Annotated in this window: 13 protein-coding genes; 3 read left to right on the top strand and 10 right to left on the bottom strand. The window is 69.5% G+C overall.

Annotation, left to right across the window (positions count from 1 at the left end):
• Window positions 1–115: 115 nt before the first annotated feature.
• On the top strand, window positions 116–652 hold the full coding sequence (locus tag OG507_RS30025) for a TerD family protein (protein WP_327370251.1): 537 nt from the start codon (window positions 116–118) through the stop codon (window positions 650–652).
• A 143-nt stretch (window positions 653–795) separates the two neighbouring features.
• On the opposite strand, the gene OG507_RS30020 is transcribed toward OG507_RS30025, so the two are convergent.
• Window positions 796–3,705, bottom strand: a complete 2,910-nt coding sequence (locus OG507_RS30020) for a vitamin B12-dependent ribonucleotide reductase (protein WP_327370250.1) — start codon at window positions 3,703–3,705, stop codon at window positions 796–798.
• 162 nt (window positions 3,706–3,867) lie between these two features.
• Window positions 3,868–4,380, bottom strand: coding sequence for a transcriptional regulator NrdR (gene nrdR, locus OG507_RS30015; RefSeq protein ID WP_327370249.1), 513 nt, complete (start codon window positions 4,378–4,380; stop codon window positions 3,868–3,870).
• 508 nt (window positions 4,381–4,888) lie between these two features.
• On the opposite strand from nrdR, the gene lexA reads away from it, so the two are divergent.
• The gene (lexA, locus tag OG507_RS30010; protein WP_327370248.1) at window positions 4,889–5,683 is read left to right on the top strand and encodes a transcriptional repressor LexA; all 795 of its coding nucleotides are present in this window, start codon (window positions 4,889–4,891) and stop codon (window positions 5,681–5,683) included.
• Between the two features lie 94 nt (window positions 5,684–5,777).
• Here lexA and OG507_RS30005 read toward each other — a convergent pair whose 3' ends face one another.
• The 5 genes from OG507_RS30005 to OG507_RS29985 are packed head-to-tail and all read right to left on the bottom strand — an operon-like array spanning window position 5,778 to window position 14,024.
• Window positions 5,778–7,748, bottom strand: a complete 1,971-nt coding sequence (locus tag OG507_RS30005) for an ATP-dependent DNA helicase (protein WP_327370247.1) — start codon at window positions 7,746–7,748, stop codon at window positions 5,778–5,780.
• A gap of 50 nt (window positions 7,749–7,798) precedes the next feature.
• Entirely contained in the window at window positions 7,799–9,814 is a 2,016-nt protein-coding gene (locus OG507_RS30000) for an IucA/IucC family protein (protein WP_327370246.1), read from the bottom strand.
• 60 nt (window positions 9,815–9,874) lie between these two features.
• Window positions 9,875–10,681 (bottom strand): GNAT family N-acetyltransferase, encoded by an 807-nt coding sequence (locus tag OG507_RS29995; protein WP_327370245.1) that lies wholly within the window; start codon window positions 10,679–10,681, stop codon window positions 9,875–9,877.
• Between the two features lie 44 nt (window positions 10,682–10,725).
• Window positions 10,726–12,609, bottom strand: a complete 1,884-nt coding sequence (locus OG507_RS29990) for an IucA/IucC family protein (RefSeq protein WP_327370244.1) — start codon at window positions 12,607–12,609, stop codon at window positions 10,726–10,728.
• Window positions 12,610–12,638: 29 nt separating this feature from the next.
• On the bottom strand, window positions 12,639–14,024 hold the full coding sequence (locus OG507_RS29985; protein WP_327370243.1) for a diaminobutyrate--2-oxoglutarate transaminase family protein: 1,386 nt from the start codon (window positions 14,022–14,024) through the stop codon (window positions 12,639–12,641).
• A gap of 329 nt (window positions 14,025–14,353) precedes the next feature.
• Here OG507_RS29985 and OG507_RS29980 point away from each other — a divergent pair, with 329 nt between their 5' ends.
• Complete coding sequence (locus OG507_RS29980) at window positions 14,354–15,574, top strand: trypsin-like serine peptidase (RefSeq protein WP_327370242.1); 1,221 nt, start codon at window positions 14,354–14,356, stop codon at window positions 15,572–15,574.
• 345 nt (window positions 15,575–15,919) lie between these two features.
• On the opposite strand, the gene hflX is transcribed toward OG507_RS29980, so the two are convergent.
• From hflX to OG507_RS29965, 3 genes are all read right to left on the bottom strand, one after another.
• Complete coding sequence (gene hflX / locus OG507_RS29975; protein ID WP_327370241.1) at window positions 15,920–17,437, bottom strand: GTPase HflX; 1,518 nt, start codon at window positions 17,435–17,437, stop codon at window positions 15,920–15,922.
• Window positions 17,438–17,579: 142 nt separating this feature from the next.
• Window positions 17,580–19,034, bottom strand: a complete 1,455-nt coding sequence (locus tag OG507_RS29970) for a M1 family metallopeptidase (RefSeq protein WP_327370240.1) — start codon at window positions 19,032–19,034, stop codon at window positions 17,580–17,582.
• A gap of 99 nt (window positions 19,035–19,133) precedes the next feature.
• The gene (locus OG507_RS29965; protein ID WP_327370239.1) at window positions 19,134–21,290 is read right to left on the bottom strand and encodes a RelA/SpoT family protein; all 2,157 of its coding nucleotides are present in this window, start codon (window positions 21,288–21,290) and stop codon (window positions 19,134–19,136) included.
• Window positions 21,291–21,380 lie beyond the last annotated feature (90 nt).

Genomic DNA, 21,380 nt, shown 5'->3' with positions numbered 1-21,380 from the left:
GCCCGATTCCGTCGCTGCCCGCCAAGCCGGTTGGATCCACGGCCGGTTACGGACATGATCGGGTGGCATGAACAGCCCGACGACGGCCCAGCGGCAAGCCAGGGAGGCAAGTCCGATGAGCACGCCCAACAAGGACATCGAGAAGGTCGAAGTCAGGCTCAAATGGGATCCCAGTCCTCAGGGTGCCCCGGCCCATGACCTCGACATCATCGCGGCGACCTACCTCGCGGAGGCGCCGTACGGCAGTCCTGCGTATCTCGTGCACTTCGACAGCCGCTCACCGGACGGCACCATCACCCTCAACCGCGACAGCAGGACCGGACTGGGCCTCGGCTTCGACGAGGTCATGACTCTGGAACTGCACCGTCTGGCGCCCAGGTACACCCGGGTCGTCGTCGGAGTCGCCATTCAGCAGCGCGACGGCCGCAGGACATTCGCCGAAATAGCGCACACCGGCGTCCAGGTCCGGGAGGGCTACACGAATCTCGCGGAGGACAACTTCTCCGCCGTCGGCGCCGCCACCGCGGCAACGGTCGCCGAGTTCATCCGCGACGCCTCCGGCGCCTGGGAGTTCCGCAGTGCGGTCCGGGGCTTCGACGGTGACCCCGGTTCGTTCGCCGGAGCGATGGGAGGCCGCACGCCCGGGGCCTGACGCGTCGCAGAAGACGGCCCCGCCATCGCGGCACGACGAAGGGGACCGACCGTCGGTCGGTCCCCTTCGTACTGGCTCAGCTGCTGATCAGCCGGGCGCGCAGGCTACGTCAAAGCGTCGTCTCCCACGCGACTGGCCCGAAATCAGCTGCAACCGCTGGTCGAGCCGCAGCCCTCGCAGATGTAGCAGGATCCGGCGCGCTGCATCTTCGTACCGCAGGAGAAGCAGAGCGGCGCGTCCGCGCTGATGCCCAGCTGCATCTCGACGAGCTCCGCCGAGGTGTGCGCCGTCCTCGGGGCCGGCTTCTCGGCCTCCTGCACGGGGGCGACCGCCTTCAGCGGCTCCGTACGCACCGGCGCGGACTGGGCCAGGCTTTCGACGTCCAGCTCCTCGTCCTCCAGGGAGGGCTCGTACGAACCGGTGTCGAGGTGACGCTGGCGCTCCTCGGCCGAGTGGATGCCGAGTGCCGAGCGGGTCTCGAAGGGCAGGAAGTCCAGCGCGAGGCGGCGGAAGATGTAGTCGACGATCGACTGTGCCATCCGTACGTCCGGGTCGTCCGTCATGCCGGCCGGCTCGAAGCGCATGTTGGTGAACTTCGAGACGTACGTCTCCAGCGGGACGCCGTACTGCAGACCGACCGAGACGGCGATGGAGAAGGCGTCCATCATGCCCGCGAGGGTGGAGCCCTGCTTGGACATCTTCAGGAAGACCTCGCCGAGACCGTCGTCCGGGTAGGAGTTGGCGGTCATGTAGCCCTCGGCGCCGCCCACCGTGAAGGAGGTGGTGATGCCGGGACGGCCCTTGGGGAGGCGCTTGCGGACCGGGCGGTACTCGACGACCTTCTCGACCGCACTGCGGATGGTCTCCTCGGCCTTGGCGGTGACCGCGGCCTTCTCCTTCTCCTTCTCCTTGGTCTTCGCGGAGAGGGGCTGGCCGACCTTGCAGTTGTCGCGGTAGATGGCGAGCGCCTTGACGCCCATCTTCCACGCCTCGAAGTAGACCTCTTCGACGTCCTCGACGGTGGCCGTCTCCGGCAGGTTCACCGTCTTGGAGAGCGCGCCGGAGATCCACGGCTGGATCGCGGCCATCATGCGCACGTGGCCCATCGCGGAGATGGAACGCTCGCCCATCGCGCAGTCGAAGACCTCGTAGTGCTCGGTCTTCAGGCCGGGGGCGTCGATCACGTTGCCGTGCTCGGCGATGTGGGCGACGATCGCCTCGATCTGCTCCTCCTGGTAGCCCAGGCGGCGCAGGGCCTGCGGGACGGTGCCGTTGACGATCTGCATCGAGCCGCCGCCGACCAGCTTCTTGAACTTGACCAGGGCGAGGTCGGGCTCAAGGCCGGTGGTGTCGCAGGACATCGCGAGACCGATGGTGCCGGTGGGCGCGATGACCGAGGCCTGCGCGTTGCGGAAACCGTTCTTCGCGCCGAGGCGGATCACATCCTGCCAGGCCTCCGTCGCGGCGGCCCAGATCGTGTTGTCCAGGTCGTCCATGTGGACGGCCGCGGCGTTTGCGTCGGCGTGCTGCTTCATGACGCGCTGGTGCGGCTCGGCGTTGCGGGCGTAGCCGTCGTACGGGCCGACGACCGCGGCGAGCTCGGCGGAGCGCTTGTACGAGGTGCCGGTCATCAGCGAGGTGATGGCACCGGCGAGGGCGCGGCCGCCGTCGCTGTCGTACGCGTGGCCGGTCGCCATCAGCAGGGCGCCGAGGTTGGCGTAACCGATGCCCAGCTGACGGAAGGCGCGGGTGTTCTCGCCGATCTTCTGCGTCGGGAAGTCCGCGAAGCAGATGGAGATGTCCATCGCGGTGATGACCAGCTCGACGACCTTGGCGAAGCGCTCGGACTCGAAGGACTGGTTGCCCAGGCCATCGTCCTTGAGGAACTTCATCAGGTTCAGCGAGGCGAGGTTGCACGAGGTGTTGTCCAGGTGCATGTACTCGCTGCACGGGTTCGAGCCGTTGATCCGGCCGGACTCCGGGCAGGTGTGCCAGGCGTTGATGGTGTCGTCGTACTGGATGCCGGGGTCTGCGCAGGCCCAGGCCGCCTCGGCCATCTTGCGGAAGAGGGACTTGGCCTCGACCTCTTCGATGACGTCACCGGTCATCCGGGCACGCAGCCCGAACTTGCCGCCGGACTCGACGGCCTTCATGAACTCGTCGTTCACGCGGACCGAGTTGTTGGCGTTCTGGTACTGGACGGACGTGATGTCGTCGCCGCCCAGGTCCATGTCGAAGCCCGCGTCACGCAGGGCGCGGATCTTCTCCTCCTCCTTGACCTTGGTCTCGATGAAGTTCTCGATGTCGGGGTGGTCGACGTCGAGAATGACCATCTTGGCCGCGCGGCGGGTGGCGCCACCGGACTTGATCGTTCCTGCGGAGGCGTCGGCGCCGCGCATGAAGGAGACCGGACCGGAGGCGTTGCCACCGGAGGAGAGCAGCTCCTTGGAGGAGCGGATACGGGAGAGGTTCAGGCCTGCGCCGGAGCCGCCCTTGAAGATCATGCCCTCTTCCTTGTACCAGTCGAGGATCGACTCCATGGAGTCGTCGACGGACAGGATGAAGCAGGCGGAGACCTGCTGCGGTTGGGGCGTACCGACGTTGAACCAGACCGGGGAGTTGAAGCTGAAGATCTGGTGCAGGAGGGCGTACGCAAGCTCGTGCTCGAAGATCTCGGCGTCCGCGGGAGAGGCGAAGTAGCCGTTGTCCTCGCCGGCCTTGCGGTACGTCGTCACGATCCGATCGATCAGCTGTCGCAGACCGGTCTCGCGTTGCGGGGTGCCGACGGCCCCGCGGAAGTACTTGCTGGTGACGATGTTGACCGCGTTCACCGACCAGAAGTCGGGGAACTCGACGCCACGCTGCTCGAAGTTGATCGAGCCGTCGCGCCAGTTGGTCATGACGACGTCACGGCGCTCCCACGCCACCTCGTCGTACGGATGCACGCCGGGGGTGGTGTGGATGCGGTCGATACGCAGGCCCTGCTTGGTCGCAGTCGACTTGGATCCCTTGGCTCGGGAACCTCGTGCCGGGCCGCTCGCCGTCTCTGTCATGCCGCCTCCCATATGTGGGCAAAAACGCCCTGAAGTGCCCAGAACTTCCCGGGGCACAGTCTGTCTCTGATGCTTCGGGCGCCACGCACAGCGCCCGGAGCGGGTCTATATGCAGCCGCCCTGTCGCCGATCCACGGATCTGTGTCGATCGGCCGGTGTCGCTCAGTCGGCGGCGACCGCGGGAACGGGGACCTCAAGGGTCTCGCCGGTCCCGCGCTCCTCCACGGGAGGCCGCCGTTCGCGGAGTTCCGCGATGGCGGTCTCGAAGTCCTCAAGTGTGTCGAACGCCCGGTACACGGACGCGAAACGCAGGTACGCGACGAGGTCGAGTTCCTGCAGGGGGCCGAGGATGGCCAGACCCACGTCGTGGGTGGTCAGCTCGGCGCTGCCGGTGGCACGCACCGCCTCCTCGACCCGCTGGCCGAGTTTGGCGAGGGCGTCCTCGGTGACCGGCCGCCCCTGGCATGCCTTGCGCACGCCGGAGATGACCTTGGTACGGCTGAAGGGTTCGGTCACGCCGCTGCGCTTCACCACCATCAGCGAGCAGGTCTCCACCGTCGTGAAACGGCGGGAGCAGTCGGGGCACTGCCGACGGCGGCGGATCGACGTGCCGTCATCGGTGGTGCGACTGTCGACGACCCGGCTGTCGGGGTGCCTGCAGAAGGGGCAGTGCATGGCTCCCAACCCTCCTTCACAGCACGACTGAATAGCCTCTTCAGGGCCCGCCAGGGCCCCTCGAAGCAGTCACAAGCATAGGCGATCGCCGCATCCCCGGTGGACCGGGGACCACAACTTCTGGGCGGCTGGAACAATCCAACCACTAGATCTTGGGTTTGGCCGCGCATTCGGCCCTAGCGCGTGTCGCGCAGCGCGGGCGGACCGCAGGCAGCCTACGGCCGACGACGAGGTTACGGGAACCGCGCGGCTGCCAGGATCGCGGGGCCCCCGCTGTCAGACTCCGACAACGGCGCGAAGGCACCCCGCGTGGCGGGGCCGCGCCGGCGGACGCTACCGTAATAGTCCGAATTGAGCAGGACCCCGACCGCTCCGGCCATCACGCATACACCCGGCAGTGAACACACGACACACTTTTATTCGTTTTTCACTCGAACGTGTGTTTGGCGCAACCTTTCGAAAGCTACTACCGTTGTCCAGCTAGGGAGACCATTCGAGAGGGGCCGACGTGACCACCACCGCAGACAGTGCCACCATCACTGCCCAGGACCGCTCCCAGAGCCGACTCGAGCCGGTGCATGCCATGAACGACTCAGTCACGAACACGGAGGGGCCGGAGCCCGTGCGTCCAGCGCGCTCGTTGCCCGGCCGACCTCCAGGCATCCGGGCGGACAGCTCGGGGCTCACGGACCGGCAGCGGCGAGTGATCGAGGTGATCCGGGACTCCGTGCAGCGGCGTGGATACCCGCCCTCGATGCGGGAGATCGGCCAGGCGGTGGGCCTGTCCAGCACGTCCTCCGTCGCCCATCAGCTGATGGCCCTGGAGCGCAAGGGCTTCCTGCGCCGCGACCCCCATCGCCCGCGGGCGTACGAGGTCCGCGGTTCGGACCAGCCCACCTCGCAGCCCACCGATACGACAGGGAAGCCCGCGGCGTCGTACGTGCCGCTGGTCGGCCGGATCGCGGCCGGTGGCCCGATCCTCGCCGAGGAATCGGTCGAGGATGTCTTCCCGCTCCCCCGCCAGCTGGTCGGTGACGGAGAGCTGTTCGTCCTCAAGGTCGTCGGTGACTCGATGATCGAAGCGGCGATCTGTGACGGCGACTGGGTCACCGTTCGCCGCCAGCCCGTCGCGGAGAACGGCGACATCGTGGCGGCCATGCTGGACGGCGAGGCCACGGTCAAGCGCTTCAAGCGGGAGGACGGCCATGTATGGCTGCTCCCCCACAACTCCGCGTACCAGCCGATCCCGGGCGACGAGGCGACGATCCTCGGCAAGGTGGTGGCAGTGCTGCGGCGGGTGTGAAGACTCGCCGGTTCCGACCGGGCCCCGGGATCCGCTGCGCCGATCCCGGGGCCCTGCTTGTGCCGTGCCGGTGCCTCCGGGCCCGGGGGCGGGGCTACTGATCGTTGGCCTTGGCCGCCGCGTCGATCGCCGCCAGTGAGCGCCGCGCCTGGTTGCCGTCGGTGGTGTACCAGAAGTCGGGCAGCGAGGCGCGCAGATAGCTGCCGTACCTGGCATTGGCCAGCCGGGGATCGAGCACCGCGACCACGCCCTTGTCGCCCGTGGCCCGTACGAGCCGGCCGGCGCCCTGAGCCATCAGCAGCGCGGCGTGCGTCGCCGCAACGGCCATGAACCCATTGCCTCCCGCCTCCTCCACCGCCTTCTGGCGTGCGCTCATCAGCGGGTCGTCGGGGCGTGGGAACGGAATCCTGTCCATGACCACCAGCTGGCAGCTGGCTCCGGGCACATCGACGCCCTGCCAGAGCGACAGCGTGCCGAACAGACAGGTCTCGGGGTCGGCCGCGAAGTTCTTGATCAGCTCTCCGAGGGTCTCCTCGCCCTGCAGCAGGATCGGCTTTTCGAGGCGGCCGCGCAGCTCGTCGGCGGCGGCCTGGGCCGCCCGCATGGACGAGAACAGTCCGAGGGTGCGCCCGCCCGCCGCCTCCACCAGTTCGGCCAGCTCATCCAGCATGTCGGTGCGGGAGCCCTCCCGGCCGGGCGTGGCCAGATGCCTGGCGACGTACAGGATCCCCTGCTTCGGGTAGTCGAACGGCGATCCGACGTCGAGCCCCTTCCACTGCGGGATGTCATCCCCCGCAGTGCCTTCGGGAGCGAGTCCGAGCGATGCACCCACCCCGTTGAAATCCCCGCCGAGCTTGAGCGTGGCAGAGGTGAGGACGACGGACCGGTCGGCGAAGAGCTTCTCGCGCAGAAGTCCGGAGACGGAGAGCGGGGCGACCCGTACAGAGGCGCCGAAGCGGTCATGGCGCTCGTACCAGACGACGTCGTACTCGGAGCCCTGGGTGATGCGCTCGGCGACGCCGTGGATCGTCTCCACCGATGCGAGTGCCTGCTTGCGCACGGCGTCCTCGTCCTGGACGGACTTGTCACGCGTGGCGCCCAGCGCCGAGATCACCGTACGCGCGGCGTCGCGCAGCGCCAGCAGTGCGTAACCGAGGTCTTCGGGGACCTCTTCCAGACGGCCGGGGAGCGCCAGCTCCATGACTCGCTCGAAGCCCTCCGACGCCGTCTGCAGGGCGTCGGCCGCCTTCTCGTTGACCAGCTTCGCCGCTCGGCGCACCGCGCGGTTGACCTGACCGGGCGTGAGCTCCCCGGTGGCCACTCCGGTGACCCTGGAGACCAGCTCATGGGCCTCGTCGACGATCAGTACCTCGTGCTGCGGGAGCACCGGGGCGCCCTCGATCGCGTCGATGGCGAGGAGGGCGTGATTGGTGACGACGACATCGGCGAGCTTGGCACGCTCACGAGCCTGCTCCGCGAAGCACTCCGCGCCGTACGCGCACTTGCCGGCGCCCAGGCATTCGCGGGATGAGACGGAGATCTGCGCCCAGGCACGGTCCGAGACGCCCGGGGTGAGGTCATCACGATCGCCGGTCTCGGTCTCGTCCGACCAGTCCCGCAGCCGCAGCAGATCCTGACCGAGCTTGCTCGACGGGGCCGCGGCTTCGAACTGGTCGAAGAGGCCCTCCTCCTCTTCCTGCGGCACTCCTTCATGGAGCCGGTGCAGACAGAGATAGTTCGAGCGGCCCTTGAGCATGGCGAACTGGGGCCGTCGGCGCAGCAGCGGATGCAGGGCGTCGACCGTACGCGGAAGGTCGCGCTCCACGAGCTGGCGCTGCAGTGCCAGGGTCGCCGTCGCCACCACGACGCGCTCCCCGTGCGCCAGCGCGGGCACCAGGTAGCCGAGGGATTTGCCCGTGCCGGTGCCGGCCTGGACGAGCAGATGGGCATTGTCGTCGACGGCCTCGGCAACGGCCTCGGCCATGGCGGCCTGGCCAGGCCGTTCCGTACCGCCGACGGCGGTCACGGCGGCGTGCAGGAGCTCGGGGAGGGATGGCTTTGTCATAGCCAGACCACCCTACGGGGCACCACTGACAACGGCGATCACTCCCGGACTCAGGCGGAGGGATGGAGCGGGTTGGGCACGGTCCCGTGGATGGCGGCGTGCGGGCGCTGTGGGCGGTCCCGGTAGCCGTCGACATGCAGGCGGTTGCGGTTCAGACAGAGACGTTCGATGCGTGGCGTCAGCATGTCGAACATCTCGAACCGCTCCTTGAGCTCGGGAAAGCGCGCGTGGTGCCGCAGGATCTCGGCCCGTACGAGTGACCAGAAATCGGCCTCCGGAACCCCCAGCTGTTCCTCGCACAGCGGCGACAGAAATCGGAAGACACCGATGAACAGTCCGGAGTGGATGAACTGGGTGAGGAAGGAGGGCTCCTCGGTGAGCAGGATGCGGCGTACGTCCTGCGGCATCGACGCGTGCTCAGGCAGCGGCTGGGCGCTGACGTTCACATCGTCCACGAAGTCCTTGATCGCCAGGCGCACCGGTACGTCCTGCTCGTCGAAGACGACGATGGCGTTCTCGCCGTGCGGGGAGAACACGGTGCCGTAGCGGTACAGGAAGTGCAGCAGCGGCGGGAGCAGTGCGGCGAAGAGCCGGGTCAGCCATGCGGTGGGCGTCAGCCCCGAGCGGGCGACGAGCTCGGCCGTGAAGGCGCGGCCCCGGGGATCGGTGTGGAGCAGCGAGGCCAGGGTCCTGGCCCGTTCGCCCGGCGCGAGCCGGGGCTGGAGGGGTTCTCGCCAGATCGCTCCGAGGATTTCCTTGAACTGGTACGGGGCCTCCGGGAGTCGGTCGTAGAGCGGATGCTCGACGGTCACCGAGGCCACCTCGCCGAGCAGGATGACCTCGCAGGTGTCGCGCAGAAAGGCGTCCCGGTCGCGCAGACCCTGGACCCAGGTGGTGACGGCGGGGGCCGCGAGAGTGCGCTCGGTCGGCAGGCCCCGCCAGACCAGTGTGTTGAGGATCGACAGCGGCAGCTTGACGGTGTGCCGGTCGGGACGGGCCACATTGGCGAAGGAGCGGATGGACTGCTGCGGCAGCCGGAGGTCGGCGTCGCTGTGGAGCGGAACGATGTCGCCCGCGGCGATGGCCGGGGCGAAGACCGGAACGATCCATTCGTCCCACTGCCAGGGGTGCACGGGAAGGCAGAGATAGCCGGCGGGGTCGAGACCGCGGGCACGGAGCACAGCGGCGAAGGAGTCGCGGACCGACGGGTCGAGTTCCTGTGCGTACAGCTGCTCGGGCGTGGCCAGGCCTGCCACGCCGCGGTAGGCGGCGATCCTGGTGGAGACGGCGATCCACGGCAGTCTGACCGGCTTGCGGGCCTCGGGTGTGTAGCGGGAGGCGTCGGTGGCGGAGAAGCCGAGGCGCCCCTTGTTGGCGACGAGCCAGGGGTGTCCCGTCTGGTGCCCTTCCAGCTCGGCGTAGTCGAGGTCGGCCAGCCGGGCGGCGGAGAGCGCGGTGTGATCGAGCCGGGCATCGGCGGCGAGGGTGGTGGTGACCTCGCGGATGAGGTGGCCGAGGGTGGCGCCGTCGATCCCGAGAAGATGGCGGGCACGGGCGAGGAACTGCAGTGGGTCGCGGAAGGGGACGACGGCATCGACACCCCCGCCGCCACCCCGCAACGGCTCGGTGCCCCGGTCACTGCCCTGCGGCGGCTCGACAGGTGCGCCTCGGTCACTGCCCTGCGGCCGCTCGGCGCGTGCACCCTGACCGCTGTCCCGCAGTGACTCAGCCCGTACGCCCCCGTCACCGCCCCGCATCGATTCGGGCGGTGCCTCTCGGGCGCTCCCGGATGTTTCCCGGATCGAATCGGGGGCGACGTGCCAACCGCCGTACACGCCGCGCCGGGCGCTGAAGCTCAGGGTTCCGTCGTCGTCGAGCCGGAGGCTGTACGTATCGGCCCCGTCGGCCTGCCGGACCGGCTCGATGACTTCCTCGTAGGCGAACTGACCGAGCATCTTCGCGAGAAGTCGGGCGGCGGCCGCGTCCCAGACCATCCCGTTCAGTTCTGGCGTCCTGAGCAGGGCGGCAGACTCCGCTGAATCATGGCTCGCAGGATATTTCGGCACGGGGACTCCTCGGGATGGAACCGATGGGGTTCGAGCGGTGTACGCAATACAGCAGATCGTTCACAGCTGGCCACGGTGGATTCGGTCGCGGACCATCAGGGCGGCTCGTTTGTCGGGGAGTTCGATTTCGGCGGAGAAGCGGAAGCCTGCGCTCAGGAAGGCGGAGACGGAGGGGGTGTTACGCAGGTCGGGCTCTGCCACCACCCGCGCGCACAGGGGGCGGTTGTCGAGTACAAGATCGGAAACGGCCCGGAGCAGGGTGGTGCCGACCCCACGTCCGCGGTTGTTCACACCACCGATGAGGAGGTGGATTCCGGTGTCGTGCGGTCGGGCGGGGTAGTGGCGGGCCAGCGGATCGAGATCCGCGCGGTAGATCTCCCAGTAGCTCATGGGGATGCCGGCCAGCACTCCCAGGCACGGGACGCTGCGTCCGTCGCCGTCGAGTTGGGGGCGCAGATGGTCGGCGGTGACGGCTTCGGGTCCGGCGAGTTCCCAGAAGGCGGCGACCGCGGGATCGTTCATCCAGTGGCTGATCACGGCGAGATCGCGTTCCACTCGTACAGGGACGAGCTGGAACACTCCGGCCGGGGTGGTGACCGGCCCCCAGTCGCCCGGGTGGTCGAGCAGTTCGGAGTCGGCAGGCATTTTCATGGCTGCCCGACCGGCCACGGCCGGGCCCGCGTCGTCCGGTTCGGATGACGCGGACGCGTCCGTGGACAGGGGATGTTTCGCGGTGACCGGTGCGTCCTCGCCGAACAGGGCGAGGACTTCTTCGGAGAGCGGCAGGTCCAGGGTGTCCTCGGCGCCCGTGTCGGCCTGTGCGGCGGGGCCGGTACCGGCGTCGGTGTGCGCATCGGCGGGAGCCACGGTGTCGCTCTCCTCTCGGCAGTTCAGGCAGTGGTCATGTTCCCTCAGGCACACAGGGGGTTGGCAATGGTGACGTAGACGGACTGGGTGTCGACCGGACCGACGAGTTCATCGAGGCCGTGCAGACGGGTCAGCAGATTGGCCTTGCACCGCAGGTGGGAGTTTTCCAGCAGATGCGCGGGCAGCGGGGAACCCAGCGCGGTGGCCGAGCCGAGGAATCGACGGAACGCGGCGATGAGCACGTGCTCGTCTGCGAGGTCCTGGGCACCGAATGCCCCGATCAGTCCGAACACATTGTTGATGCCGAGGTAGTAGGCGAACCGCTCGTCGGTGACCGCGTCGGAGACGAAGGTGTCGCTGGCCGATCCGATGCCGGGGAGCCGGCGCTCCAGTGCCGCGCGGTGGGACTCGCGGAAGTAGTAGCCCTGGTTGTCACGGTAGCGGCCGCCGACGGGCCAGCCGTGGGGGTCGAGCAGCACGAGGGTGTTCTGCTGGTGGGCTTCGAGTGCCACGCCCGCGTGGGCGTCGAGCCAGAGCACGGGGCGTACGACGCGGTCGAGGTAGCGCAGGAACCACTCGGTGGCGACGGCTCCTACGGCCCTTCCGGTGGCGGCGGCCAGGGAGAGAACGATCTCGGCGAGGCGTGAGTGCACGCCCGTCCGGCCGGGCCAGGGGCGCGGGGCGGTGAGCGCGGCGATGCAGACCGCGTCGTCGTACGGGCCGAAGGGGTTGTGACGCAGCATCACGTCGAGGCCCGCGACGGGTTCGCCGTCCGGGCCGTCGACGGCGAGCCAGGCGGGGTCGCGGACGATGTCGAAGCCGGGGTGGGCGGCGTGCCACTGCGCGGCGAGTCCGCTGCGGAGCAGCCGGTGGACCTCGACTCCGCGGTGGAGTTCCTTACGGAGGTTCTCGCGACGGGAGTTGGTGATGCGGACGCCCAGGGAGAGCTTGAGCATGACCTCGGCGCCGGGCCGGTGCACGGTGCGGACGGAGGAGGTGGGGTGCCAGTGCTTCCCGTGCGGCCCTAGGTCGTGGAGGAGTCCGGCGTCCAGCAGGGCGGCGGTCTCGGGCCGGTGCCCGAGTTCGCGGGCCTGCCAGGGGTGGAGCGGAATCGGTGCGGTGTTGTCGGGGAGGCGCAGACCTTCGGTGTGGGAGACGACCAGTTCCGTGGCGGGCACGGGGCGGCCTCCGTCGGTCCAGGCGGAGTCGGTGGCCAGCAGGGAACGGTCGACCGCCATCCAGTGCAGCGGGAAGGAGCCGTGCAACTCGGGTGAGTAGAGGCGGGATTCGGAGTCGGAAAGGCCTTCGCGGCTCTTGGGGGTGGGGTGGAGCGGGTGTCCGAGGAGCAGTGACTGCTCGGCGGTGAGGAAGAAGTCCGCTTCGGCCGGGGCTTCGGGGGTGCGACGCCGCTCGGCGATGAAGCCGGCCGTTCGCCGTACCGAGTCGGCGACCCTGGCCACCATGTCGGCGCCTTCATGGCGGTCGGCCTCGCGGCCCAGGAGGGCGGCGACGGTGACGGCGTCGGCGGGCGGCGCTCCTTCGGGTGCCCCCTCCAGGGCAGGCATGCCGAAGCGGTGCCAGCCCGTGGCGGACCAGTAGTGGACGGGGACGAGCAGTGCGGTTCCGCTCGCGGGGAGGGAAATGCGGAGGGTCTCCCCGTCCGGCCGGGGCAGGTCGCTCTCCCGCGCCCAGCAGCGGAGCAGATTCTCGACGCCCGCCATGTCGGCGGCCCGCAGCGGGTCCGGGTGATCCAGGAGGTCGGCCGATGCCGCGCGGGTGGCCTTCGGGGTGTACCGCCCCTCGCCCGGTGCCGCCTTCTGGCGGGGCACGGTGGTCTGCTCGACGACGAGGTTGCCGGTGTGCCCGGCCTCTCCTCGCTGCTGGGCGGGGGGAGGGCCGTCGGCCCGGGGCGCGGGGGTGGTGTTCACGGCGGTCTTCCTTGTGAGGGTGTCCGGGGTCAGCGGATCGACCCGGTCGTGGTCCGGCGGTGCGGCAGCGGCAGGCGTTCGGCCGCTGCCAGGGCATCGGCGAGGCGGTCCACGACCGCTGTTGCCTGTTCGTCGGTGAGGGTGAGGGGCGGGAGGAGGCGTACGACGGTGGAGTGGCGTCCGCCCAGTTCGACGATGAGTCCGCGGCGCAGGCATTCCTGCTGGACGGCGGCGGCGAGGACCGGGGCGGGCGGTGGCTCGGGGCTGTCGCCGCTCGGGGCGGCTTCGGGATCGACGAGTTCCACCCCGATCATCAGGCCCCGTCCGCGAACGTCTCCGATGGACGGGTGGTCCGTGGCCAGCGCCTGGAGCCGCGCGACCATGCGGGCGCCCAGGGTGGCGGCGCGCTCGGCGAGGCGGTTCTCCCGTACGAAGGAAAGGGTGGCCGTGCCGGCCGCCATCGCGAGCTGGTTGCCCCGGAAGGTACCCGCGTGGGCGCCCGGCTGCCAGGTGTCGAGTTCGGAGCGGTAGACGATCACCGCGAGCGGGAGGGAGCCGCCGATGGCCTTGGAGAGCACCATCACATCGGGCACGATCCCGCTGTGCTCGACGGCCCAGAAGGCACCGGTGCGGCCGACGCCCGTCTGCACCTCGTCGGCGATCAGGGGGATGGACCGGCTCCGGGTGATCTCTCGCATCCGGCGCATCCAGGTGTCGGGGGCGGGGTTCACACCGCCCTCCCCCTGTACCGGTTCGAGGATCATCCCGGCCGGCGCGGGGGCGCCTCCCTTGGGATCGTCCAGGAGGTTCTCGGTCCACCGCGCGGCGATCTCCGCGCCGCGCTCACCGCCGATACCGAAGGGGCAGCGGTAGTTCTGCGGGAAGGGCAGCCGTGTCACGCGTACGTCCTCGGCACCGCCCGAGGCGGCCAGGGCTCCGGCCGACATCCCGTGGTAGGCGCCGGTGAAGGCGAGGAGTCCGCCGCGGCCGGTCGCGGCGCGGACCAGCTTGAACGCCGCCTCGACGGCGTCCGTACCGGCGGGTCCGCAGAACTGGATCCGGGCGTTGTCGGCGAACTGCCGCGGCAGGGTGGCGAACAGCTCCGTGGTGAAGGCGTCCTTGACCGGGGTGGCGAGGTCGAGCACTTGCAGCGGTGCGCCCGAGTCGATCACCTTCTTGATCGCCTCCAGCACCACCGGATGGTTGTGCCCGAGCGCCAGTGTGCCCGCCCCGGAGAGACAGTCGAGATATCGCCGCCCGTCCGCGCCCTCGATGGTCATCCCACGGGCCCGTACCGGCACGATCGGCAGTGAACGCGCGTAGGTACGAGCGGCGGATTCGCGCAGCGACTGGCGGCGCAGGATCCCCTCGTGCACCGTCGGTGCTGCCACCGGAGCTGATTCGGTCACGGCCACGGCTGTTGGTCCTCCCGCTGTAACAGTTGCGTTGCACGTCAGTACGTTGACGCACGGACGGACTGCGGGGATGAACGCTGTCCCCGAGTCCCTCGTACGTACCAACGACGCCGGGCGCATTGGATCACGGGTAAATCCGAAGATCCTTGCGGGGGCGGAACCATGGCCCTGCCGCGGACCGTCCCCATCGGCACCGGCATAGTGGGGGCCGCACGGAGGGATCGGACAGCTTTCCGGAAGTCCGCTGGGCGTTCGGAACAGATGGCTCGCAAGAGTACCCAAGTGCAGTACAGAAGTGTTGAGTTACGAAGTCCCAGGGGGATCACCACATGCGACTCATTCGACCAGTTCTCACCGCACGTCAGGGGAGCGCACGTCGCACGCGTTCCTCGGCGCTCGCCGTGGCCTCGGTCACCGCGGTCCTCGCGCTCACCGCCACTGCCTGCGGTCCGGGCGAGGACAACGCGAGTGACAAGCCGACGAGTTCCGCGGGCCAGTCCTCGGACGGCAAGATCACCATTCCGGACGATCTGAAGGACCGGCTCAAGGAACACGGGATCGACCTCGACCAGTGGAAGGACGGCGAGTGGAAGAACTGGGACAGGGACAAGTGGCTGCGCGAGGCCAAGGACTTCGTCAACCCGATCATCGAGGGCCTCTGGGACCCGGACCGGATGCGGGATGCCGACAAGTCGCCGGAGAAGCCGGTCGACAATGACATCTCGGGCGATGCGGGCGTGACGGACCCGACGCCGGTGCCCGTGCGGGCCGCCGGTGTCCGGACGCCGTACCACGCCAACGCCGCGGAGTCCGGGAAGCTGCTCTTCGACAGCCCCGAGGGCTCCATGGTCTGCTCCGCGACCGTGGTGAAGGACCCGGCGCACCCCGGAAAGTCCAACCTGGTGTGGACCGCCGGACACTGTGTGCACGCGGGCAAGAAGGGCGGCTGGTACCGCAACATCGCCTTCGTGCCGTCGTACAACAACGGCGGCCTGTCGACGGCCGAGCTGCAGAAGGCGACCAAGCAGGAGATCGCCCCCTACGGCGTGTGGTGGGGCCAGTGGGCCCAGACGTCCGAACAGTGGATCTCGCAGGGGTCCTCGGTCGGCGGGCTTGGCGCCCCGTACGACTTCGCGGTGCTGCGCGTCACGCCGGAGAAGGGTTCGACGGGCAAGTCCCTGGAGGAGACGGTCGGCTCCGCGCTGCCCGTCGAGTTCGACGCCCCGGCCGTGCCGAAGATCGCCGCCATGACGGCCACCGGCTTCCCGGCCGCTCCGCCGTACGACGGGCAGAAGGCGTTCCAGTGCACGGACAGGCCCGGCCGGCTCTCGCTGACCGCGCAGGATGCCACGATGTACCGCATCGGCTGCACCATGACGGGCGGTGCCTCCGGCGGTGGCTGGGTCGCGGCGGGCCGGGACGGCAAGCCCGCGCTGGTCTCGAACACCTCCATCGGCCCGGTGACGGCCGGCTGGCTGGCCGGGCCGCGCCTGGGCAAGGAGGCCGAGGGCATCTACGAGTCGGTCAGCAAGAAGTACGCGGGACAGTGACGACGGACCGTCACCCGGCGTGATTCGGGTGACGGTGACGGCACATCAGGGCCCCGGTGCGGCAGTTGCCCGCCGGGGCCCTTCCTGCGCCCCCGGATCGGCCGCGCCCGTGCGGCAGCAGGAGGCAGGGTCCGCACCGTCATGGGGTGGCCCCGCGCCTTCGGTGGCCGTTGGCCAGGCCACCGTTTCGCACGACACGTCCATGGCAAGTACAAGGGCGCGCAGGACGTCTTCACCGCGATGAGCGACAAGGCCGGCGGCCGGTAGCAGCGGCCGCCGGAACGCCCGAAGGCCCGCTCCGACGAGGGAGCGGGCCTTCGGTCCGTACTGGATACCGCGCCGCGGTCAGTGCGCCACGGGGACGAACGAGGAGAGGTCGGCTGCCAGTTCCTCGTGTACCCGCGCCTTGAGCAAGGTGCCCTCCGACGTGTGCTCCTCGGAGATCACCTCGCCCTCGGCGTGCACCCGGGAGACGAGGCCTCCCCGGGTGTAGGGCACGAGCGCCTCGATCTCGACCGAGGGCCTGGGCAGTTCGGAGTCGATGAGTGCGAGCAGCTCGTCGATACCGGCACCGGTACGCGCCGAAACGGCGATCGCATGCTTCTCGATGCGCAGCAGCCGCTGCAGCACCAGCGGATCGGCCGCATCCGCCTTGTTGATCACCACGATCTCGGGCACGTCCACCGCGCCGACGTCGCGGATCACCTCGCGCACCGCCGCGAGCTGCTCCTCCGGCACCGGGTGCGAGCCGTCCACCACATGCAGGATCAGATCGGATTCACCGACCTCCTCCATGGTGGAGCGGAACGCCTCGACGAGGTGGTGCGGCAGATGCCGTACGAACCCGACGGTGTCGGCCAGGGTGTAGATCCGGCCGCTCGGCGTCTCGGCCCGGCGCACGGTCGGGTCCAGGGTGGCGAACAGCGCGTTCTCCACCAGGACGCCCGCACCGGTCAGCCGGTTGAGGAGCGAGGACTTGCCCGCGTTGGTGTAGCCGGCGATGGCGACCGACGGCACCCTGTTGCGCTTGCGCTCCTGGCGCTTGATCTCGCGGCCGGTCTTCATCTCCGCGATCTCCCGGCGCATCTTCGCCATCTTCTCGCGGATCCGACGCCGGTCCGTCTCGATCTTGGTCTCACCGGGGCCACGCGTTGCCATGCCGCCACCGCCGCTGGAACCGCCGCCGCCCATCTGACGGGAGAGCGACTGACCCCAGCCGCGCAGCCGCGGCAGCATGTACTGCATCTGGGCCAGGGAGACCTGCGCCTTGCCCTCTCGGGACTTGGCGTGCTGGGCGAAGATGTCGAGGATCAGGGCGGTCCGGTCGACCACCTTGACCTTGACTACGTCTTCCAGATGGATCAGCTGGCCCGGGCTGAGCTCACCGTCGCAGACGACGGTGTCGGCTCCTGATTCGAGGACGATGTCACGCAGCTCCAGTGCCTTGCCCGAGCCGATGTAGGTGGCCGGGTCCGGCTTGTCACGGCGCTGGAATACGGCATCGAGCACCTGGGCGCCCGCCGTCTCCGCGAGTGCGGCCAGCTCCGCGAGGGAATTCTCCGCGTCCTGCGCGGTCCCCGACGTCCAGACACCGACCAGCACCACACGCTCCAGGCGCAGCTGTCGGTACTCGACCTCGGTGACGTCCTCGAGCTCGGTGGAAAGTCCTGCCACACGCCGCAGCGCGGCGCGCTCGGAGCGGTCGAACTGCTCGCCGTCCCGCTCTCCGTCGATGGCGTGGCTCCAGGCGACGTCCTCTTCCATCAGGGCGTCGGCCCGAAGGCTCTCTGTGAGGCTCTCGGTGACATTCTCCGTAGCGCTCTGCGCGTCCTGCGCGTCCTGGGGAAGAGAAGAGGAGGTCATTGGATCCTTACGTCGATGGAAGTCCGTTACGTCAGTCACAACGCGTGACCTCTCCCGATGATTCCCGCTGTCGGGAACCCGGTCCGGCCGCCGCGGCGACCCCGTCGATAGTGGCATGGTCCGCCAGGCCCGTCATCCGGGTTTATCGCTGCTTCGCGGGCTTGTCACTGTGCCAATCCGGATGTCCCGGCATCGGCGGAGTCTTCTTCTTGTACAGCCAGCCGTCGAAGAACGGGGTCAGGTCGCGGCCCGCGGTCTGCGACGCCAGCCGGACGAAGTCCGCGGTGGCCGCGTTGGAGTCCCGGTGCTTGCTCACCCAGCTGCGCTCCAGCCGGTCGAAGGCACTCTTGCCGATCTCCTGGCGCAGCGCGTAAAGGATCAGTGCGCTGCCGTCGTACACCACCGGCCGGAACAGGCTGAGCTTCTGTCCGGGCGCCGGAACGCCGGGGCGGGCCGGCGGGCCGCCCGCCGCACGCCAGCCGTCGGACCTGATGTATGCCTCACGCATCCGGCGTTCCAGCGGCTGGTCGGCGTGCTCCTCGGCGTAGCGGGCCTCGTACCAGGTGGCGTGTCCCTCGTTGAGCCACAGATCGGACCATGTCCGCGGGGTGACGCTGTTGCCGAACCACTGGTGGGCGAGCTCGTGCACCATGATCGAGTCGACGTACCACTTGGGGTAGGCGGTATTGGTGAACAGGGTCCGTTCGAAGAGCGAGAGCGTCTGGGTCTCCAGCTCGAAGCCGGTTTCGGTGGCGGCGACCAGCAGCCCGTATGTCTCGAAGGGGTAGGGGCCCACCTGCTTTTCCATCCATTCCAGCTGACCTGATGTCTTGCTGAGCCAGGGTTCCAGCTGCTTGCGGTCGGCGCTCGGCACCACATCGCGTACCGGCAGTCCGTGCGGCCCGGTCCGTTTCAGGACGGTGGAACGGCCGATGGTGACCTGAGCCAGTTCGGTGGCCATCGGATGTTCGGTCCGGTAGGTCCAGGTGGTCTGGGCGCCGTGCCGGGCGGTGCCGGCAGGCAGGCCGTTGGCCACCGCCGTGAGGTCCTTGGGCGCGGTGATCCGGAAGGTGAAGTACGCCTTGTCGGCGGGGTGGTCGTTGCTCGGGAAGACCCGGTGTGCGGCATCGGCCTGGTTGGCCATGGCCAGGCCGTCGGCGGTCCGCAGCCAGCCGCCGCTGCCCCGGTCTCCGCCCGGTTCGCTGGTGTGCCGGACGGTGATGCGGAGCGGCACTCCGGCGGAGAGCCGGCCGGGGGGCTTGATGACCAGGTCCTCGTCGGCCATGGCGAAGCCGGCGCGCTGACCGTTGATTTCGACCGCGCTGACGGTGCCCCGGGTGAAGTCGAGGTTGATCCGGTCCAGAGGCCCGGTCGTCCGCGCGTCGATCGTGGTGACGGCGTCCAGTGGCTTGCTGTTGCTGCCGTGGTAGGTCAGGCCGATGTCGTAGGAGAGGACGTCATACCCGGGGTTACCGAGATGCGGGAAGAGTGGATCGCCGATGCCGAGCGGCACGGGCGAGGGGAGGGCGGCGGCGACGAGGGTGGCCGATGCGGCGGCCAGCAGAGCGGCCCGCAGTCGGCGGGAGATGAACGGCATGAACTACCGCTACCAGCGACTCCCGTCCGGGCAGGGCGCGGCGCGCGCCGCGCCACTCGAACGAGATCGCTGGGGCAGATGGCGCTGCGTGCGGCGGGATCAGACGGTGGTGGCGGGGTGCTGGGCGCGGCTCACGTCGTACACACCGGGTACGTCACGCATCGCGCGCATCAGCGCCGGCAGTCCGGCCGCGTCGGGGAGCTGCAGTGTGTAGGTGTGCCGGACCCGCTGTTCGCTGGGCGGTTCGACGGTGGCGGAGATGATCGCCGCGTCCGCCGTCGCAATCGCCTCGGTGAGGTCGGCGAGCAGCCGGGACCGTCCGAAGGACTCGGCGACCAGGGTGACCCTGCACCCGGCCGTGTCGCCCCAGCTCGCCGAGACCGGCACCCGGCCGACGGCCTGCATCCGGGCTACCGCGGGACATTCCAGCCGGTGCACGGTGACGGCGCCGCCTCGCACGACGAATCCGGTGACGGCGTCCGGTGGTACGGGGGTGCAGCAGCCCGCGAGACGTACGGCGGCGTCCGGCCGGTCCACCACGGCGCTCGCGCCGCGTCTCCTGGGCCGGGCGGGCCCGGGGTCGGCGCTCTCCTGGGGCTGTGGTTCGGGCCTGGGCTCCGCGGGCCTGCCGCTGTGCGCGCCCTGGGCGTCCTCGGGGTGGGCGTCCAGCCAGCCGGTGATGGCGATGCGGGCGGTGGGTGTCCGGGCGTGGTCGAGCCAGTCGGGCGAGGGGCCGGATGCGGCGTCCTCGGCGAGCAGCAGCTGCACGGTGTCGCCGTCGCTCAGTACGGTGCCGAGGGTGGCCAGGCGGCCGTTGACCCGGGCGCCGATGCAACTGTGCGCCTCGTCGCCGTACTGCGCGTAGGCGGCGTCGACGCAGCTGGCTCCGGCGGGCAGTCCGAGTGTGCCGCCGTCGGTGCGGAAGACCGTGATCTCCCGGTCCTGGGCGAGGTCGGCGCGGAGCGTGGTCCAGAAGGTGTCGGGGTCCGGGGCGGCCTGCTGCCATTCGAGGAGCCTGGAGAGCCAGCCGGGCCGGGTCGGGTCGGCGCGCTCTCCGTCCGCGGGCTCGTCGGACTGGAGGGCGCCGCCGCTGTCCGCGGTGTACGGATTACCGAGGGCGATGACACCCGCCTCGGCGACCTTGTGCATCCGGTGCGTACGGATGAGGACTTCGGCGACCGCGCCGTCGGGGCCCACGACCGCGGTGTGCAGTGACTGGTACAGGTTGAACTTGGGGGCGGCGATGAAGTCCTTGAACTCGGAGATCACCGGCGTGAAGCAGGTGTGCAGTTCGCCGAGGACGGCATAGCAGTCGGCGTCCTCGCCGACGAGGACCAGCAGCCGGCCGAAGTCGGTGCCGCGCAGTTCGCCGCGTTTGATCCTGACGCGGTGCACGGAGACGTAGTGGCGGGGCCTGATGAGGACTTCCGCGGGAATGCCGGCCTCCCGCAGCACCGCTGCGACGCTCTCGGCGATGGCGACGAGCGGGTCCTGGGCGGCCGCGGCGCCGGAGGCGTCCGGCTGCGCCGACGCGGTGGCGATCAGCGCGCGGGTGTGTTCGTACTCCTCGGGGTGGAGGATCGCGAAGACGAGGTCCTCCAGCTCGGTCTTGAGGGCCTGTACGCCGAGCCGTTCGGCCAGCGGGATCAGCACGTCACTGGTGACCTTGGCGATCCTGGCCTGTTTCTCGGGGCGCATCACACCGAGGGTGCGCATGTTGTGCAGCCGGTCGGCGAGCTTGATCGACATCACCCGGACGTCGTCCCCGGTGGCGACCAGCATCTTGCGGAAGGTCTCGGGTTCGGCCGCCGCTCCGTAGTCGACCTTTTCGAGTTTGGTGACGCCGTCGACGAGGTAGCAGACCTCTTTGCCGAACTGCTCCCGTACCTGATCGAGGGTCACCTCGGTGTCCTCGACGGTGTCGTGGAGCAGCGAGGCCGTGAGTGTCGTGGTCTCGGCGCCGAGTTCGGCGAGGATCAGTGTGACGGCGAGGGGGTGCGTGATGTACGGCTCGCCGCTCTTGCGCATCTGTCCGCGGTGGGAGGACTCCGCGAGTACGTAGGCCCGGTGCAGGATGGAGAGGTCGGCATCCGGGTAGTGGGCACGGTGGGCCTCGGCGACATGGCCGATCGCGTCGGGCAGCCGGTCGCGGGAGACGGGGCCGAGTAACGCGACGCGGCCGAGCCTGCGCAGATCGATCCGGGGACGGCTCCGTCTGCGGATGGGAGCACCCGAGTTGGTGGCCTCTGCACTCATGGGGCACCTCCGGCGACATTGACCGGCGGTGGGGAGGTGCGGTCGCGCCTCCGGGCCGGTGCTTGATGCTACCGAGCCCACCACGTGGCG

Origin of the sequence: Streptomyces sp. NBC_01217 (assembly GCF_035994185.1) — a bacterium.
GTDB lineage: Bacteria > Actinomycetota > Actinomycetes > Streptomycetales > Streptomycetaceae > Streptomyces.
The sequence above is the reverse complement of the archived record's forward strand: the minus strand, read 5'-3'. Positions and strand labels throughout refer to the sequence as shown.

Bases quoted from the DNA above. Each gene is read 5' to 3' on its own strand.
- OG507_RS30025 (WP_327370251.1), top strand. From the start codon at position 116: ATGAGCACGCCCAACAAGGACATCGAGAAGGTCGAAGTCAGGCTCAAA.
- OG507_RS30020 (WP_327370250.1), bottom strand. From the start codon at position 3,705: ATGACAGAGACGGCGAGCGGCCCGGCACGAGGTTCCCGAGCCAAGGGA.
- nrdR (WP_327370249.1), bottom strand. From the start codon at position 4,380: ATGCACTGCCCCTTCTGCAGGCACCCCGACAGCCGGGTCGTCGACAGT.
- OG507_RS30005 (WP_327370247.1), bottom strand. From the start codon at position 7,748: ATGACAAAGCCATCCCTCCCCGAGCTCCTGCACGCCGCCGTGACCGCC.
- OG507_RS29980 (WP_327370242.1), top strand. From the start codon at position 14,354: ATGCGACTCATTCGACCAGTTCTCACCGCACGTCAGGGGAGCGCACGT.
- hflX (WP_327370241.1), bottom strand. From the start codon at position 17,437: ATGACCTCCTCTTCTCTTCCCCAGGACGCGCAGGACGCGCAGAGCGCT.
- OG507_RS29970 (WP_327370240.1), bottom strand. From the start codon at position 19,034: ATGCCGTTCATCTCCCGCCGACTGCGGGCCGCTCTGCTGGCCGCCGCA.
- OG507_RS29965 (WP_327370239.1), bottom strand. From the start codon at position 21,290: ATGAGTGCAGAGGCCACCAACTCGGGTGCTCCCATCCGCAGACGGAGC.